The 15,685-nt window shown below is 61.4% G+C and carries 13 protein-coding genes and 2 pseudogenes; 4 read left to right on the top strand and 11 right to left on the bottom strand.

Annotated features, from left to right (window positions below):
• Positions 1–4: 4 nt before the first annotated feature.
• From AC1RP7_RS00850 to AC1RP7_RS00800, 11 genes and pseudogenes are all read right to left on the bottom strand, one after another.
• Entirely contained in the window at positions 5–1,030 is a 1,026-nt protein-coding gene (locus tag AC1RP7_RS00850) for an HAD family hydrolase (RefSeq protein WP_340316332.1), read from the bottom strand.
• On the bottom strand, positions 1,027–2,454 hold the full coding sequence (locus AC1RP7_RS00845) for a BatD family protein (RefSeq protein WP_493180852.1): 1,428 nt from the start codon (positions 2,452–2,454) through the stop codon (positions 1,027–1,029). Before AC1RP7_RS00845 ends, AC1RP7_RS00850 begins: the two co-directional genes overlap by 4 nt.
• Positions 2,451–4,031, bottom strand: coding sequence for a VWA domain-containing protein (locus tag AC1RP7_RS00840; RefSeq protein ID WP_493180853.1), 1,581 nt, complete (start codon positions 4,029–4,031; stop codon positions 2,451–2,453). Before AC1RP7_RS00840 ends, AC1RP7_RS00845 begins: the two co-directional genes overlap by 4 nt.
• Position 4,032: 1 nt before the next feature.
• Positions 4,033–5,025 (bottom strand): vWA domain-containing protein, encoded by a 993-nt coding sequence (locus AC1RP7_RS00835; RefSeq protein ID WP_493180854.1) that lies wholly within the window; start codon positions 5,023–5,025, stop codon positions 4,033–4,035.
• Entirely contained in the window at positions 5,012–5,578 is a 567-nt protein-coding gene (locus AC1RP7_RS00830) for a DUF4381 domain-containing protein (RefSeq protein ID WP_493180855.1), read from the bottom strand. Before AC1RP7_RS00830 ends, AC1RP7_RS00835 begins: the two co-directional genes overlap by 14 nt.
• On the bottom strand, positions 5,575–6,510 hold the full coding sequence (locus AC1RP7_RS00825; protein WP_090455051.1) for a DUF58 domain-containing protein: 936 nt from the start codon (positions 6,508–6,510) through the stop codon (positions 5,575–5,577). The genes AC1RP7_RS00830 and AC1RP7_RS00825 overlap by 4 nt, the downstream gene beginning before the upstream one ends.
• Entirely contained in the window at positions 6,507–7,487 is a 981-nt protein-coding gene (locus tag AC1RP7_RS00820) for an AAA family ATPase (RefSeq protein ID WP_493180856.1), read from the bottom strand. The genes AC1RP7_RS00825 and AC1RP7_RS00820 overlap by 4 nt, the downstream gene beginning before the upstream one ends.
• An 8-nt stretch (positions 7,488–7,495) precedes the next feature.
• On the bottom strand, positions 7,496–8,443 hold the full coding sequence (locus AC1RP7_RS00815; RefSeq protein ID WP_340316342.1) for a SphA family protein: 948 nt from the start codon (positions 8,441–8,443) through the stop codon (positions 7,496–7,498).
• A gap of 12 nt (positions 8,444–8,455) precedes the next feature.
• A pseudogene (locus AC1RP7_RS00810) lies at positions 8,456–8,557 on the bottom strand (DUF1214 domain-containing protein); the annotation flags it as partial.
• 4 nt (positions 8,558–8,561) lie between these two features.
• A pseudogene (locus tag AC1RP7_RS00805) lies at positions 8,562–8,972 on the bottom strand (hypothetical protein); the annotation flags it as partial.
• A 302-nt stretch (positions 8,973–9,274) separates the two neighbouring features.
• Entirely contained in the window at positions 9,275–9,700 is a 426-nt protein-coding gene (locus AC1RP7_RS00800) for a YciI family protein (protein WP_057714975.1), read from the bottom strand.
• 178 nt (positions 9,701–9,878) lie between these two features.
• Between AC1RP7_RS00800 and AC1RP7_RS00795 the strand changes: the two genes are divergently transcribed.
• The 4 genes from AC1RP7_RS00795 to AC1RP7_RS00780 all read left to right on the top strand — a co-directional run bounded on the left by AC1RP7_RS00795 (position 9,879) and on the right by AC1RP7_RS00780 (position 15,556).
• Positions 9,879–10,322 (top strand): SRPBCC family protein, encoded by a 444-nt coding sequence (locus tag AC1RP7_RS00795; RefSeq protein WP_493180857.1) that lies wholly within the window; start codon positions 9,879–9,881, stop codon positions 10,320–10,322.
• Between the two features lie 147 nt (positions 10,323–10,469).
• The gene (tpx, locus tag AC1RP7_RS00790) at positions 10,470–10,970 is read left to right on the top strand and encodes a thiol peroxidase (protein ID WP_057714973.1); all 501 of its coding nucleotides are present in this window, start codon (positions 10,470–10,472) and stop codon (positions 10,968–10,970) included.
• Between the two features lie 177 nt (positions 10,971–11,147).
• On the top strand, positions 11,148–12,464 hold the full coding sequence (locus AC1RP7_RS00785) for an MdtA/MuxA family multidrug efflux RND transporter periplasmic adaptor subunit (RefSeq protein ID WP_057714972.1): 1,317 nt from the start codon (positions 11,148–11,150) through the stop codon (positions 12,462–12,464).
• On the top strand, positions 12,461–15,556 hold the full coding sequence (locus AC1RP7_RS00780; RefSeq protein WP_493180858.1) for an MdtB/MuxB family multidrug efflux RND transporter permease subunit: 3,096 nt from the start codon (positions 12,461–12,463) through the stop codon (positions 15,554–15,556). Before AC1RP7_RS00785 ends, AC1RP7_RS00780 begins: the two co-directional genes overlap by 4 nt.
• The last annotated feature ends 129 nt before the right edge of the window (positions 15,557–15,685 follow it).

Below are 15,685 nucleotides of genomic sequence, written 5' to 3'. Positions count from 1 at the left end.
CTTTTTATTGCACTTGCTCGGAAGTGGCGGCATCGAACGGGTAGATACGACGCCATTCGGACGCCATGTCGACGACCGTCCAGCCACGCTTGTTTGCTTCGTCCAGGGCCTTGTCCAGACGACCGATCTGCGACTGCCGGTCGTATGCCCATTCGCGTTTGGCGTCGGTGTGATGCACCAGGCCCATGAATCGTTTGCCGGGACCGTCGGCGGTCCACTGGAGCATTTGCAGGTCGCCGTCGGAGTTGCCGAAGGCGAGGATTGGCCGACGACCGATCACCGCGTCGATGCTTTCCGGTTTGCCCGGGCCATCGTCGTTGTGGGCCAGTTTCGGCGTGCGCAGGATCGACGCCTTGCCATCCTTGTATTCAAAGCTGGTAACGAAGGTCGTGCCGATAACCTGCTCGGGCGGTACCCCATAGACCTTCTCGGCGAAGGCTCTCATGAACCCGGTGTCGCCACCGGAGACGATGTAGGTCTTGAAGTCTTTGCCGCGCAGGTAGTCGAGCATCTCCAGCATCGGCTGGAAGATCATTTCGGTGTACGGCTTGCCGGTTTTCGGATGCCTGGCCTGACTCAGCCAGGTCTTGGCATAGTCATCGAACGCTTCGGTGGTCATGCCGGTGTGGGTCGCACCGAAGATCTTCAGCAGGCCCTCCATGCCGGTGGCGGCCAGTGCCTTGTGATCGTTTTCCAGCACGGCCTGGAACGGCTGGGTGGTTTTCCATTCCGGGTGCTGCGGCGCGGTGCGTTTGACTTCTTCCAGGGCGAACAGCAACTCGAAGTACATCGGTTGCTCGCTCCACAAGGTGCCGTCGTTGTCGAACACGGCAATGCGGTCCTCGGGTTTGACGAAGTCCTTGCTGTTTTGATCGGTGACCGTCTGCACGAACTCGATGATCTGCTTTTTCGACGGACCGTCGTTCCAGGAGGGCAGTGGCTCGGCTGCCTGCACCAGCAGCGGCAGGCTCAAGGCCAGGGTCAGCAAAAACTTGAAGCCCGGGTGGCGCAACGTCATCGGATTTGTCATGGGAATTCCTTCTCGTGAACCGGGTTGAGTGGGCGCAGGGCAGGTGCGACTGATTCCCTGTTACGCTCGGCCTGACTATGCAGCGTAGACAAGGATTCCCTGATTTGGCGCAGCGCCTGGTCTTTGTCCGGTTCGCGGCCATAACAGGCGCGCAGGAAGGTTTGCAGGCGCGGGCCGAGGTTCGTCAGTTTCAGACCCCGGCGGCTGCGTCGGGTCCACAGGTACAGGGCGCTGAGTTGCGCCGGTTTGCCTTCGATCTGCGGCGGGACCTGCCGCCACGCGTAGTCGGCGGACTCCAGCCAGGCGGCATGTCGGGCGCGGCGTCGAGCTTGCCACTTGAGGTGCGTGCGGTGTACGAGCGGGCGACTGAACCAGCCGAGTGCCACCACCGCCAGCACCAGTGTCAATAGTCCGAACCAGTGCCCGGAAAGGTGCAGGCGATTCTGCTGGCCGAGTTTTTTCAGGTCTTCGGTGATGGAAAACACCGGCTTGTAGGCGCTGTTGGCCACCGCATCGAAGGTCACGGCAGGCACCGTGGCCGTGCGGGTTTGCTGGCTGCTGGCATCCCACCATTTGATTTCGACGGATGGCAGGCTGTAGTGGCCTTCGGTGTCGATTCGATAAGTCACGCTGTCGATGCGCTGGCCGCCATTGAAGTTGCCGCGACCGTCATCCAGATTGCGGATCTGCGGTGCTTTCGGGTAGCGGCTCAGGCCCTTGATGACATCCTGCGTCGGTGTCGGCAGTGACATGGCCAGGGCACCGTCGGCCTGCAAGGTCAGTTCCCGGGTGATGCTGTCGCCGACCTTCAGCGGCGTGGCCGAATTGACGGTCTTCTGGGTAAACCGCAGCCCTTGAGCCACCAGCACTGTCTCACCGGGCTGGAACCCCGGTGGTTGCGCGGCATTGAAATGCAAAGGCTGGCTTTGGGCGCTGAGTTCGTGACTGGCCTGACCCGGTGTGGCTTGTACCGTCAGTGCCGGAATATCGTAGCCCTGGGCCAGGTTCGGGGTGATCAGGTAGCTGTAGCGCATGCCGCTGAAGGACTGGCCGTCGAAGGTCTGGTTGATGTGCTGGGCATGGCCGTCCGGTGGCATCACCAATGCGCCGGGCAGTTTCAGGTCGGGCAGGGTGGGGGCGCTGGTGAACCAGGAGTCGGTGAAGACATCGAGTTGCAACTTGACCAGGCTGCCGACCATGACGGGGTCGGCGGGTTGCAGGGTGGCCTGGACTTTCAACTGAGGGTCGGCGGCGAATGTGTTGAGGCTGATCAGGCTAATGAGCAGGGCGCAGAGTGTTGTGGTGATTGATCTGGCGCCATCGCGAGCAGGCTCGCTCCTACAGTGGATTTGTGGGGTGCTTGGATCAAATGTGGGAGCGGGCTTGCCCGCGATGGCGGCGACGCGGTTTTTGAGGCTGATCATGGCTTGGCCCCCGCCTGATCCTGCAAGCTGAATTTCTGCTTGAGGAATTTCGCCGGCGATGTGGTGAGGTTCTGCAACCATTGCTCATCCGAGGCCGCTTGCTGGGTTTCCACCTTTTTGCTTTGGCCTTTACCCGGCGCCTTGTCCATCTTGATTTCGTCGGGTTTGACCTCTGGCGTGTTTTTCTCGGCGCTTTCGGTGTCTTTCTGCAAGGCAATGGCCAGGGCCAGGTTGGCCGTGGCTTCCGGAAACTGCGGTTGCAACTTCAGCGCCTGTTGATAGGACGCGATGGCCTGATCGAACTTGAAGCGGCGCACGTAGATGTTGCCCAGGTAGAAATACGCCTGCGGTGTATCGAGCCGAGCGAAGCTGGCCAGTGCCAGATCGAAATCGGCGGCGTTGTAGGCGGCCACGCCTTTCCAGTACGGATCGACAAACAGTGCCGCCGCCTGAGGGTAGTGCTCATGTTCGAAGGCCCAGCGACCTTGCTGGTCGCGGGTGAAAAAAGCATCGGTCAGTGCGTTGGCCTGTGCCGGCGCCGGTTGCAGGCCCAGGCTCACGACCAGCAGGAATCCAGCCATCCAGTTCAGGCTCCAGCCCTTGCGTACGCTGAAGAAGGCGAGCAACAACAGCGGCCAGCACAGCCAGTAACCGGCGTCTTTCCAGTGCAATTCGCGCTGCTCGTCACTGGCTGCCTGGAAGTGCTGCTCGGCGTGCAGTTCGATCCAGTCCAGATCGTCATCGTTGAGGGTCAGGCTGCCCAGCGGGGCGTCCAGCGTTGAGGCAAGCTGCTTGAGGGCGTCCTGATCGAAGCTGCCGAGTTGCGGGCGACCGTTGCTGTCGGTGCGTGTCTGGCCGCTGGCATCGCGGATGATCCCGCCGTCGCTGCTGCCGGCCGCCAATATCAGCACTTGCAGCGCACTGTCTGCCAGTTGCTTGTCCAGCCCGGCCAGTGCCGAGATGTCGGCGCCATCGGTGATCAGCAGCAGAGTGCCGGGCGTTTTCTCGGCGGCGAGCAGGCGCTTGGCCTGATCGATGACCGCGCTGACATTTTTCCCCGGTTTGCTGATCAGGTCGGTGCTCAGGGCCTGAATGAACGTATCGAGCAGCGCCGGATCGTCGGTGGCGGGCAATACCAGATGCGCGCTGCCGGCGTAGGCAATCAAGGCATTGCGCGAACCGGCGCGGCGCTGGATCAAGTCGTGGAGCTTGTGCTTGACCGCTTCCAGGCGACTGGGGGGAACGTCGCTGGCGTCCATGGAGGGCGACAGGTCGATGGCAATGATCAGCGGCGCACGGTTTTCCAGAAAGTCCGGCCGATCCTGCTCCCAGGTCGGCCCGGCGGCGGCGATGGCGCCCAGTACCAGCAGCGCACATACCAGGTGCACGGGACGCAGGCGTTGCCGGTCCTGCGGGGTGATCAGCAGATGCGGCAGCAGGTGCGCCGCGATGTTGCTGCGCAAGCGCCGTTGCAGGTCCTGGTTGCGCCGCCACAGCAATGGCAGCAATGCGCCGAACACCGCGAGCAACAGCCACAGTGGGCGCAGGAAATGGAAGTCGCTGAGGTTGATGTCCATGTCAGGCTTCCTGCCGTTGACGGGCGAGCATCAGCCGTGGAAGCAGCAGGGCGCCCAGGTGATAAAGCGCCAGCAGGGCAATGGCAGCGCCCAGCGGCCACCAGAACAGATCGCGTTTGGGCTGGTGGCTGAGGGTTTTCACCTGATGCGGGGTGAGTTTGTCCAGAGTGCTGTAGACCTGATCCAGGGCGTTGCGGTCTTCGGCGCGGAAGAAACGCCCGCCCGTGGCTTGGGCAATGTCCTGCAAGCCTTGCAGGTTGACCCTGGCTTCGCCCTCGGCAGTCGGGTCGCCGATGCCGATGGTGTGAATCACCACGCCTTTGGCCGCGGCCATGGCGGCCGCGTGATCCGGGGTGATGGCGCTGCTGGTGTCATTGCCGTCAGTGAGCAGGATCAGCACTTTTTCCTGCTCGTGGGCCTGGGCCAGCAGTTTCAGGCTCAGGCCGATGGTGTCGCCGATGGCGGTGTTGGGGCCGGCCATGCCGATGCCGGTGTCGTCCAGAAGTAGCGACAGGCTGGCGTGGTCTAGGGTCAGCGGTGCCTGTGGATAGGCACCTGTGCCGAACACGATCAGTCCGATTCGATCGTCTTTACGTTTGTCGATGAACCCGTGCACCACTTCCTTGACTGCGGCCAGGCGATTGATTTTCTGGCCGTTGGCGTCGGTGAAATCGGTGGTTTCCATCGACTGGGAAATGTCGATGGCCAGCATCAGGTCCCGCACCGGCTGCTGGCGCTCGATGGGTTTTTCCACCAACACCGGCCGACTCGCCGCCACCAGCAGCAGTGCCCAGACCAGCAGATTCAGGAGCAATTGCCAGCCGTTGCTGCGGGTGCCGGCCTGGCTCGGTGCCTGGCCGACGGCGCGGCTCATCGCCCCGAAAAACGGTACACGCACGGCGCTGCGCGCTTCGCGGTAGTCGGACAGGTAGCGATAGCCGAACCACGGCAGCGGCAGCAGGATTAGCAGCCAGGGGTAATCAAGCTGCCACATGATGACGCTCCACCCAGGTTTTGCAGGTGCTGAACAGCTGTTGGCGCTGTTCATTGGGCATGTCCCGCAATGTTGCGTCGGGGGCGTAGGCCAGCAGCGACAGTTGTTGGCTGAAGTCGACGGGTAGCGGCTGTTTACTGTGCCGCTGCAAAAATGCCTGCCAGTCCTCTTTCCCCAACCCCGCTGGAGAGTCCTGTGGGAGCGGGCTTGCAATCAAAGGTGGTGGTGACTGACCGGACGCCATCGCGAGCAAGCTCGCTCCCACAGGTTTTGCGTAAGGCATAGAGATCGCGACCCGTTTGAGCAGCTCCGGAAGCTCACGCAACGCACTCAGGTCATTGCTGCGCTGCTGCAATTCCTCCAGCCGCACCAACGCCTCGCGCCGATAGCGATCGCGCCGCCATTGCCGGTAGCGCCGCGCACCGGTCACCACCAACGTAACGATCAACAACGTCAGCAACGCCCACCACCCCCAGGTTTGTGGTGCATAACTGACCGGCGCCGGCAGCGCCATTTCCTTGAGCTGGTCGATGCTCGGGATAGCGGGATTCATCGGCGCCCTCCGGTAAGCTTGCCCAGTTCGGCGCGCAGTTGTTCGTGGGCTTCTGTTGCGGTGCTGAACATCATCAGTGGCACCTGGCTGCGGCGCAGCAAAGTCGCGACATCCTTGAGCCGCCCGCTGAGAAAGTCCCCGAGGGGTTGGTGCACCTGTTGCCGATCCACCGCAAGCTCCACCTGCAATTGCCCTTGGGTGACCAGCACGCGGCCATTTTTCGGCAGGTTTAGCGCCAGCGGGTCATACACCTGCATGGCAATTACATCGTTGTGCGCCGCCAGTTGCCGCATCAGTTGCAAGGTGCGTTCGCCGGCCCCGGCGAAGTCGCTGACGATGCAGATCAGGTGATCGTGACCGGCCACGGCCAGGCAATGCTGCAGGACCTTGTCGAGCTGGTCTTCGCCCTCGGCGTCCGGGTTGGCGGCATTGAGCGCCTGGTTCTGCTGGGCGATGCGGCTGCACAGCGCTTCGATCCGTTTGCGGCTGCGCAGCGGGGCGATGCTGTCGATGCGTTGATCGTTGAAGACCAGTCCACCGACGCGGTCGCCGGCGTTGAACACCATCCACGCCGCCAGGGCGCCGAGCTCGGCGGCGACCGCCGATTTGAAGCTGCGTTGCGAACCAAAGAACATCGACATACGCTGGTCGACGAGGATCAGCGCCGGGCGGTCGCGCTCTTCGGTGAATGTCCGTACCACCGGTTTGCCGGTGCGCAGGGATGCGCGCCAATCGAGGTGGCGCAGGTCATCGCCGGGCTGGTATCGACGCAGCTCATCGAAGTTCAAGCCCCGGCCACGCAAGCGTGAAGCGTGGTTGCCGGCCAGGATGCTGCCCTGGGGCTGACGCGCCAGAAAACTCAGGTCACGGGCCTTGAACTCCAGGGCCATCAACTGCGCCAGAGAGACATACACCAGGCCGTCGGTGTTCACGCAGGAATCGCCACTTTATCGAGCAGACGGTCGAGCACTTGATCGGCGCTCACACCATCGGCCACCGCGTCGTAGCTCAGTTGCAGACGATGGCGCAGCACCGGGTGCACCACGGCGCGGACGTTGTCCGGAGAAACGAAATCCTGGCCCTGCAACCAGGCGTCCGCCCGGGCGCAGCGGTCCAGACCGATGCCGCCGCGAGGGCTGGCGCCGATGCTGATCCAGCGCCCGAGGTCGGCGTCGTAATCGACAGGGTGGCGAGTGGCGTTGATCAGGTCGATCAGGTAACGGTCGATGGCCGGGGAGACGTGCACGGCACTGACTTCTCGGCGCGCGGCGAACACCACGTCCTGAGACAACGAGAATCCCTGCACCGCAGCGGTCCTGGCGCCGAGGGCCTGTTCTTCTTCGCGCAGCAGACGCAGCACCTGGCTTTCGTTTTCCGCGCTCGGGTAATCGAGCATCACTTTCATCAGGAAGCGGTCCATCTGCGCTTCCGGCAGCGGGTACGTGCCTTCCTGTTCGATCGGGTTCTGAGTCGCTACCACAATGAACAGTTCCGGCAGCGCATGGCTGTTGCCGGCCACGGTGATCTGGCGTTCTTCCATGGCTTCGAGCAACGCCGCCTGGACCTTGGCCGGTGCACGGTTGATTTCGTCGGCGAGAATCAGGTTGCCGAACAGCGGGCCGGGCTGGAAGCGGATTTCGTTCTTGCCTTCGACCTGATGCAGCACCTCGGCGCCGGTGATGTCCGACGGCAGCAAATCCGGGGTGAACTGAATGCGGCTCATCTTCGCGTCCAGGTGTTTGGCCAATGCTTTCACCGTGCGGGTCTTGGCCAGGCCGGGCAGGCTTTCCAGCAGCAGATGACCGTTGGCCAGCAGGCCCACAAGGATTTGTCGAATGACCTGATCCTGGCCGAGCACGGCTTCGGCGATGCTGGCTTGCAGGGCATTGAGGTCGTTGAGTGCGGTCATGGGGTCTCCTAGAAAAACGCCAGGGTCATGTTGACGCTGAAACCATTGCCTTCAGGCCGGTTCTTGGTATCGAACTCCGGGACCCAGCGAGCACTGATATTGGCCTGGGCGTCGGCGAACTTGCCGGTCCAGCCCACTGTCGGGCCAGCGCCCACGGAGCGCCCGCGAAAGCCACTGGTTGCGCCGGATCCGGAGTCATCGGTGACCTGCTGGATATAGCCTGCCACCATGCCGGCGTTCCAGCCGTTGCCGAATCCATGGGTCCACAGTGCATCGAGGGTGAAAATGTTGCCGTTGCGATAATCCGTGGCGTCGTTCTCGGTGTAGAACTCCAGGCCGCTCGACAGGGTGAATTCGCCGCCCTTGCCATCCAGGTGGGTGAACGCCACGGTAGGCATGAAGGTGTAATTGTTCTGCCCGGGGTTGGCCAGGCGATCGACGTTGTAGGCGCCTGTCGGCACGTAGATCGGTAGCGAGAACGAGATGTGGTTGAGTTCGTCGAAGTGGTAGCCGGCCGCAATCGGGGTCACCAGCATGTCGGCGAACTGGGTGCCGGTGTCCGAGGTGCCCAGGGTACGGCCACGGGGACCGGTCACGTTGGCGGTGATGTCGGTGTACTGCACTGGCACGCCTATGGCCGAGGCATAGTTCCAGGGACCCTTGCCGGTGTCCCAGACATGGGTGAAGTTGGCCATGGTGTAGGAAACCTTCATGTCCAGCCCGGTACTGATGGCACCCACGATCGGCACTTGAGCGCTGCCCTTGAGTTCGCCGTCGTACCAGATGCTGGTCAGGGACATGACCCAACCCGGCTCCGGGGGCACGATCCCGGCGTTGGAAAACACTTGCTGCCCGGTGATGGGGCGACCGACACCGCCCTCGGCCGCCAGTACCAATGGACTACCGCTGACCATGCACAGCGCCAACAAGGGGCGCACTACGAGAGGCCTGAACATGCCTGACTCCGTTTATTGTTTTGGGGTGACAGGAGTCAGCAACGGCATGTGCCATTGGCCGTTGGTGACTTCCGGTTTTGGCAGATACAAACGCAAAATCCCGTAGAACGGACCACCTCAGTTCATCCTGCTCGGCGGTCGGCGCAGTGATTTGCGGGCCGATGCCCAGCTGCACGCCTTTGGTCTTGAGCAGGAAAATGTCGAATACGTTCAGGTCGCCGATGTCGGTGCTGTAGCCGTTGTGCGGATCGGGTCGGGTGCTGACGGGGAGCGTGACGCGCAGCAACTGCGGGACGCCTATGACGTCATTGGCTGCCATCGGAAGGGCGCCGCGCAGCAGCGCATCATTGGTGTGAGCGTTGGTATCGAACAGCTTGGGTGTGTAGTAATCCTGCAGGTTTATACCGGGTGCCAGGTTCAGCGGGTTGTTGCTTTTGTTGGCGGTCTCGGCGTTATCCGCGTGAGCACAAAAAGCAGGTGCGAATGAAGTCACCCATACAAAGGCGTACTTCCGCAAATTCTTAGACATTAATCCCCCCGTTCCCTGGTGGCTGATTGGGCAGACGGCCCCTGAATCTGGCCGTAACTGCGTGATCCCTTTCCGATCAAGCCTGTAGGACTCGTCAGATGAACTTAGCAGTTAACCGCGGGTTAACCAGTAGGAAGGATTAATTCTTTCGTTTTGTGGGCGGTTTCTCGTGAATTTCGTGTACTAAAAAGTTAATACGGATCAAGCGTTTGCCCAAACAAGTTAAGTAACTATCTAGCCGATGCAGGAGCGAGCCTGCTCGCTCCCACAGGAAACTCAAGCAATAGCCGGTTCAGTCAACCTCAGTTCTTCTTCGCCTGTTCCCAAACCCGCTGTTCCTGCTCGCGCAGTTCCGGTGTGAACTCTGCACCAAAATCTTCCGCTTCAAACACCTGGCGAATCTCGATCTCGGCCTCGGTGCCCGGCATCGGGTTGGGGCAGCGCTTGACCCATTCGATGGCTTCTTCCTTGGACTTCACTTTCCACAACCAGAAACCGGCAATCAGTTCCTTGGTTTCGATGAAGGGGCCGTCGATCACCGTGCGTTTGTCACCTGAAAACTTTATACGAGCGCCTTTGCTGCTCGGGTGCAGGCCTTCGCCCGCGAGCATGATGCCGGCCTTGACCAGTTCTTCGTTGTAGTTACCCATGGCGGTCAGCAGTTCCTGGCTGGGCATCACGCCGGCTTCGGAATCCTGGCTGGCCTTGATGATGATCATAAATCGCATGGTGATGTCTCCGTTGTAATTGAGTGACTCGCTTAATAGTCGAATGGCTGCGTTGCAAATCGACAGCCCCTCGAAAAAATTGTCGTAGCAGACACTTTGGCAGGCTTCATTTCGACCGCCATTTCGCTACACCGTATCTCTGGCGCGCCTGTCCAACGATCAAAGGAATGTTTCCTGTATGCCAATTCTGGAACTCACCACACTCATCCCGGGTCGCACGCCCGAACAGGTCCTCGATTTCTGCCTGGAAGGCGTCAATTTCCCAAGGATTTTTCCCGAACGCATTACCCCGCTGGGCGATATCGATCTGAACAACTTGCGGATTGAAGCCGGGCGGCAATTCCGCTTTCGCCACTGGATGTTCAATGTGATTCCGTCGGACTGGACGGTGGTGATCCGTGAAGTCGGTGAAATGCATTTCATCGACGAGATGCTAAAGGGACCGATGCGTGCCTTTCGTCATGAACATTGGGTCGAGGCGGGAGAGGGCGGTACGCTATATACCGACCGGGTGACGTATTCGGCGATGGGGGGTGCGCCATTGGAGTGGTTGCTGGTCAATGGCTACATGCGGAGGATTTTCGAGGCGCGACATCGCAATATGCTGCAGTTACTCAAGTAGCACCGCTCCCACAGGATTGTGGGTTGTATCCAGTTTTGTGCTCTGATACATGACAATTTATGTTTGGTCATAGGTCGTCGGACAATTTCGTGGTTAACTTCGGCCTCGTCAAAATTCTCCACCACAACGTTCAGAAGGACTCCGTTCATGGCTCAAGTCACTCTCAAAGGCAACCCGGTTCAAGTCAACGGCCAACTGCCACAAGCCGGTTCCAAGGCGCCAGCCTTTTCCCTGGTTGCCGGCAATCTGTCCGACGTCACCCTGAAGGACTTTGCCGGCAAGCGCAAAGTGCTGAACATCTTCCCAAGCGTTGATACCCCGACCTGCGCCACCTCCGTGCGCCAGTTCAACGCCAAGGCCAGCAGCGTCGACAACACTGTCGTGCTGTGCATCTCCGCTGACCTGCCGTTCGCCCAGGCCCGTTTCTGCGGCGCCGAAGGCCTGGAAAACGTACAGAACCTGTCGACCCTGCGCGGTGCCGAGTTCATCCAGAACTACGGCGTGGCCATCGCCGACGGCCCGCTCAAAGGCTTGACCGCCCGCGCCGTCGTGGTTCTGGACGAAAACGACAACGTGCTGCACAGCGAACTGGTTGGCGAAATCGCTGACGAGCCGAACTATGACGCGGCACTTGCTGTTCTGAAATAAGCCGGGCTTTACAATGTTTAACGGCCTGGCCCTGTCCAGGCCGTTTTCATTTGTGTTTCAGTGTCTTGGATAATTCTCCTGTTACGTAAGCCGAAGGTAAATTGCCGGTAAAGGCGCTTTGCTTAAAACCCGCCAGTGCTTATCGTTCAGCCTCATGTAAAAAAGCCCACGCGCCCAATGGTTGATCACTCAATGCAATCCTCCGCTTCCCGTAGTCCTCGTCGCTGGCTGTTCGGCCTGCTTGTCCTGTTGGTCATCGCTGGCCTGTGCTGGAAATTCTGGCCCGGCAGCGCTGCACCCAAAGAGGCTACGGGGCAGAAAGCCGTCGCCGGGCATACCGGCAGGTCGGGCGGGATGCGCCCGGGATTCGGTGGCGCGTCCGGGCCGGTGCCCGTGCGAGTGGCTCCGGCAGTCACCGGTGACTTCCCGCTGTATTTCAAGGCGTTGGGCACGGTCACGGCGCTCAACACCATCAATGTCCGCAGTCGCGTTGGCGGTGAGTTGGTCAAGATCTATTTCGAAGAAGGGCAGATGGTCAAGGCCGGCGACATGCTCGTCGAAATCGACCCGCGCCCTTACCAGAATGCCTTGCTTCAGGCCGAAGGCACCTTGCTGCAGAATCAGGCACAGCTGAAAAACGCCCAGGTCGACGTCGAGCGCTATCGCGGCCTGTACCGCGAAGACAGTATTGCCAAGCAGACCCTGGACACCGCCGAAGCGCTGGTCGGTCAGTTCCAGGGCACGGTCAAGACCAATCAGGCGGCGGTCAACGACGCCAGGCTCAACCTCGAATTCACCAGGATCCGCGCCCCGATCACCGGTCGCGTCGGCCTGCGTCAACTGGACGTCGGCAACCTGGTAGCGGCCAACGACACCACTGCATTGGCGATCATCACCCAGACCCAACCGATCAGCGTGGCCTTCACCCTGCCGGAAAACAGCCTCGACACCGTGCTGGCCCGTTATCGCAGCGGCGCCAAACTGCCGGCTGAAGCCTGGGACCGCGGTGATACCAAACTGCAAGCCACGGGCGTGCTGCAGAGCTTGGACAACCAGATCGACGTCACCACCGGCACCCTGAAATTCAAGGCCCGTTACGAGAACCGCGATCAGTCGCTGTTCCCCAATCAGTTCGTCAATGTGCGGCTGTTGGCCGACACCCTCAAAAACGTGGTACTGGCGCCTTCCGCCGCGATCCAGTTCGGCACCAACGGCACGTTCGCCTATGTCCTGGACGGTGACAAGAAGGTCAAGATCCGTCAGTTGAAAGTCGGCGCCAGTGACGGCCTGAACACTGTGGTCACCGAAGGATTGTCGGCGGGCGATCGGGTCGTACTGGAAGGCACTGACCGCCTGAAAGACGGCAGCGATGTGGAGGTGGTCAACGACAGCCAGGACGTGCCGACCTCGCCGACCGAACACCTGCAAGGCAAATCGGCGGTCAACGCGGCTGAGCCTGCGACCACCGACAAGGCGAAAAAGGGCGGCGCATGAATCTCTCGCGGCTGTTCATCCTTCGCCCGGTAGCCACCACGCTGAGCATGCTGGCGATTATCCTGGCCGGCGTCATCGCCTACCGATTGCTGCCGGTGTCGGCGTTGCCCCAGGTCGATTACCCGACCATTCGCGTCATGACCTTGTACCCCGGCGCCAGTCCGGATGTCATGACCAGCGCGGTGACCGCGCCACTTGAGCGGCAGTTCGGGCAGATGCCCGGCCTGACGCAAATGGCGTCCACCAGTTCCGGCGGCGCGTCGGTGCTGACCCTGCGGTTCAGCCTCGACATCAACATGGATGTGGCTGAGCAGCAAGTGCAGGCGGCGATCAACGCCGCGACCAACCTGTTGCCCAAGGACCTGCCGGCACCGCCGGTGTACAACAAGGTCAACCCGGCCGATACGCCGGTGCTGACCCTGGCCATCACTTCCAAGACCATGTTGTTGCCCAAGCTCAACGATCTGGTCGATACGCGCATGGCGCAGAAGATTGCCCAGATCAGTGGCGTCGGCATGGTCAGCATTGCCGGTGGTCAACGCCAGGCCGTGCGGATCAAGGTCAATCCCGAGGCTTTGGCGGCCAACGGCCTGAACCTGTCGGATGTGCGCACGCTGATCGGCGCCTCCAACGTCAACCAGCCCAAAGGCAACTTCGACGGCCCGACCCGGGTCTCGATGCTCGATGCCAACGATCAACTGACGTCGCCCAAGGATTACGCCAACCTGATCCTGGCCTACGCCAACGGCGCGCCGTTGCGGCTCAAGGACGTGGCGGAGATTGTCGACGGCGCCGAGAATGAGCGGCTCGCTGCGTGGGCCAACGAGAACCAGGCCGTGCTGCTGAACATCCAGCGTCAGCCCGGTGCCAACGTGATCGAGGTGGTGGACCGGATCAAGGCCCTGCTGCCGAGCATCACCGATAACCTGCCGGCCGGCCTCGACGTGGTGGTGCTGACCGACCGCACCCAGACCATCCGCGCCTCGGTCAAGGACGTGCAGCACGAATTGCTGATCGCCATCGCCCTGGTGGTCATGGTCACCTTCCTGTTCCTGCGTCGCGCCAGCGCCACGATCATTCCGTCGGTGGCCGTGCCGCTGTCGCTGATCGGTACGTTCGGCGTGATGTACCTGGCTGGGTTCTCGGTCAATAACCTGACCCTGATGGCCCTGACCATCGCCACCGGTTTCGTGGTGGACGATGCGATCGTCATGCTGGAGAACATTTCGCGTTTCATCGAGGAGGGCGACAGCCCGCTGAACGCGGCACTCAAGGGCGCCAAGCAGATCGGTTTCACCCTGATCTCCTTGACGTTGTCGCTGATCGCCGTGCTGATTCCGCTGCTGTTCATGGCGGACGTGGTCGGGCGGTTGTTCCGCGAGTTCGCCATCACCCTGGCGGTAGCGATCCTGATTTCCCTGGTCGTTTCCCTGACCCTGACGCCGATGATGTGCGCGCGGTTGCTCAAGCGCGAACCCAAGGAAGCAGAGCAGGGCCGTTTTTACCGTGCCAGCGGTGCGTTCATCGACTGGATGATCGCCGCCTACGGGCGCAAGTTGCAGTGGGTGCTCAAGCACCAGCCGCTGACCTTGATGGTGGCCATTGGCACCTTGGCGCTGACGGTATTGCTGTACATGATGGTGCCCAAGGGCTTCTTCCCGGTGCAGGACACCGGCGTCATCCAGGGCATTTCCGAGGCGCCGCAATCGATTTCCTTCGCCGCCATGAGCGAGCGCCAGCAGGAACTGGCCAAGGTCATCCTGGCCGACCCGGCGGTCGAGAGCCTGTCCTCCTACATTGGCGTGGATGGCGACAACTCGACCCTCAACAGCGGCCGGTTGCTGATCAACCTCAAGTCGCACAACGACCGCGACCTGAGCGCCATGCAAGTGATTGCCCGCCTGCAACCGGAACTGGACAAACTGGTCGGCATCCGCCTGTTCATGCAGCCGGTGCAGGACCTGACCATCGAAGACCGGGTCAGCCGCACGCAGTATCAGTTCAGCATGTCGTCGCCGGACTCGGAGCTGCTGAGCCTGTGGAGCGGGCGTCTGGTCGAGGCTTTGGCCGACCGGCCGGAATTGACCGACGTCGCCAGCGATTTGCAGGACAAGGGCTTGCAGGTCTATCTGGTGATTGACCGCGATGCGGCGTCGCGGGTCGGTGTGTCGGTGTCGAACATCACCGATGCGCTGTACGACGCCTTTGGTCAGCGGCAGATTTCCACGATCTACACCCAGGCCAGTCAGTACCGCGTGGTGCTGCAATCGCAGTCCGGCGAGAAGATCGGCCCGCAGGCGCTGGAGCAGATTCACGTCAAGACCACCGACGGCGGTCAGGTGCGCCTGTCCAGCCTGGCGCATGTCGAGGAGCGTCAGGCGCAACTGGCGATCACCCACATCGGCCAGTTCCCGGCGGTGATGATGTCCTTCAACCTCGCGCCCGGCGTGGCGCTGGGGCATGCGGTCGAGATCATCGAACAGGTGCAGAAGGACATCGGCATGCCGATTGGCGTGCAGACCCAGTTCCAGGGCGCGGCGCAGGCGTTCCAGGCTTCGTTGTCGAGCACCTTGCTGCTGATTCTGGCGGCGGTGGTGACCATGTACATCGTGCTGGGTGTGCTCTACGAGAGCTACATCCACCCGATCACCATTCTCTCGACCTTGCCTTCGGCGGCGGTGGGCGCCTTGCTGGCGTTGATCCTCAGCGGCAACGACCTGGGCATGATCGCGATCATCGGCATCATCCTGTTGATCGGCATCGTGAAGAAGAACGCGATCATGATGATCGACTTCGCCCTCGACGCCGAGCGCAACCAGGGCATGGACCCGCAAACGGCGATCTATCAGGCGGCATTGCTGCGTTTCCGGCCGATCCTGATGACCACCCTGGCGGCTTTGTTCGGTGCCGTGCCGTTGATGCTGGCCACCGGTTCCGGCGCGGAACTGCGCCAACCGCTGGGTCTGGTGATGGTCGGCGGCCTGTTGCTGAGCCAGATTCTGACGCTGTTCACTACGCCTGTGATCTACCTGTACTTCGACCGTCTCGGTCGGCGTTTTGGCAAGGCCGACGCTCAGGAGGCGACGGTATGACGCCCCGCAGAACCTGTGGGAGCGGGCTTGCTCGCGAAGGCGTCCGGTCAGTCGACAGGGATGTTGAATGCAAGGCCCTCTTCGCGAGCAAGCCCGCTCCCACAGGGGGGCAGCAGGGCTCGTGGGTTG

This window comes from Pseudomonas sp. GW822-FHT01E03 (genome assembly GCF_058802985.1).
The sequence above is the reverse complement of the archived record's forward strand: the minus strand, read 5'-3'. Positions and strand labels throughout refer to the sequence as shown.

Bases quoted from the DNA above. Each gene is read 5' to 3' on its own strand.
- AC1RP7_RS00845 (WP_493180852.1), bottom strand. From the start codon at position 2,454: ATGATCAGCCTCAAAAACCGCGTCGCCGCCATCGCGGGCAAGCCCGCT.
- AC1RP7_RS00835 (WP_493180854.1), bottom strand. From the start codon at position 5,025: ATGTGGCAGCTTGATTACCCCTGGCTGCTAATCCTGCTGCCGCTGCCG.
- AC1RP7_RS00840 (WP_493180853.1), bottom strand. From the start codon at position 4,031: ATGGACATCAACCTCAGCGACTTCCATTTCCTGCGCCCACTGTGGCTG.
- AC1RP7_RS00850 (WP_340316332.1), bottom strand. From the start codon at position 1,030: ATGACAAATCCGATGACGTTGCGCCACCCGGGCTTCAAGTTTTTGCTG.
- AC1RP7_RS00780 (WP_493180858.1), top strand. From the start codon at position 12,461: ATGAATCTCTCGCGGCTGTTCATCCTTCGCCCGGTAGCCACCACGCTG.
- AC1RP7_RS00830 (WP_493180855.1), bottom strand. From the start codon at position 5,578: ATGAATCCCGCTATCCCGAGCATCGACCAGCTCAAGGAAATGGCGCTG.
- AC1RP7_RS00795 (WP_493180857.1), top strand. From the start codon at position 9,879: ATGCCAATTCTGGAACTCACCACACTCATCCCGGGTCGCACGCCCGAA.
- AC1RP7_RS00800 (WP_057714975.1), bottom strand. From the start codon at position 9,700: ATGCGATTTATGATCATCATCAAGGCCAGCCAGGATTCCGAAGCCGGC.
- AC1RP7_RS00785 (WP_057714972.1), top strand. From the start codon at position 11,148: ATGGTTGATCACTCAATGCAATCCTCCGCTTCCCGTAGTCCTCGTCGC.
- AC1RP7_RS00820 (WP_493180856.1), bottom strand. From the start codon at position 7,487: ATGACCGCACTCAACGACCTCAATGCCCTGCAAGCCAGCATCGCCGAA.
- tpx (WP_057714973.1), top strand. From the start codon at position 10,470: ATGGCTCAAGTCACTCTCAAAGGCAACCCGGTTCAAGTCAACGGCCAA.
- AC1RP7_RS00815 (WP_340316342.1), bottom strand. From the start codon at position 8,443: ATGTTCAGGCCTCTCGTAGTGCGCCCCTTGTTGGCGCTGTGCATGGTC.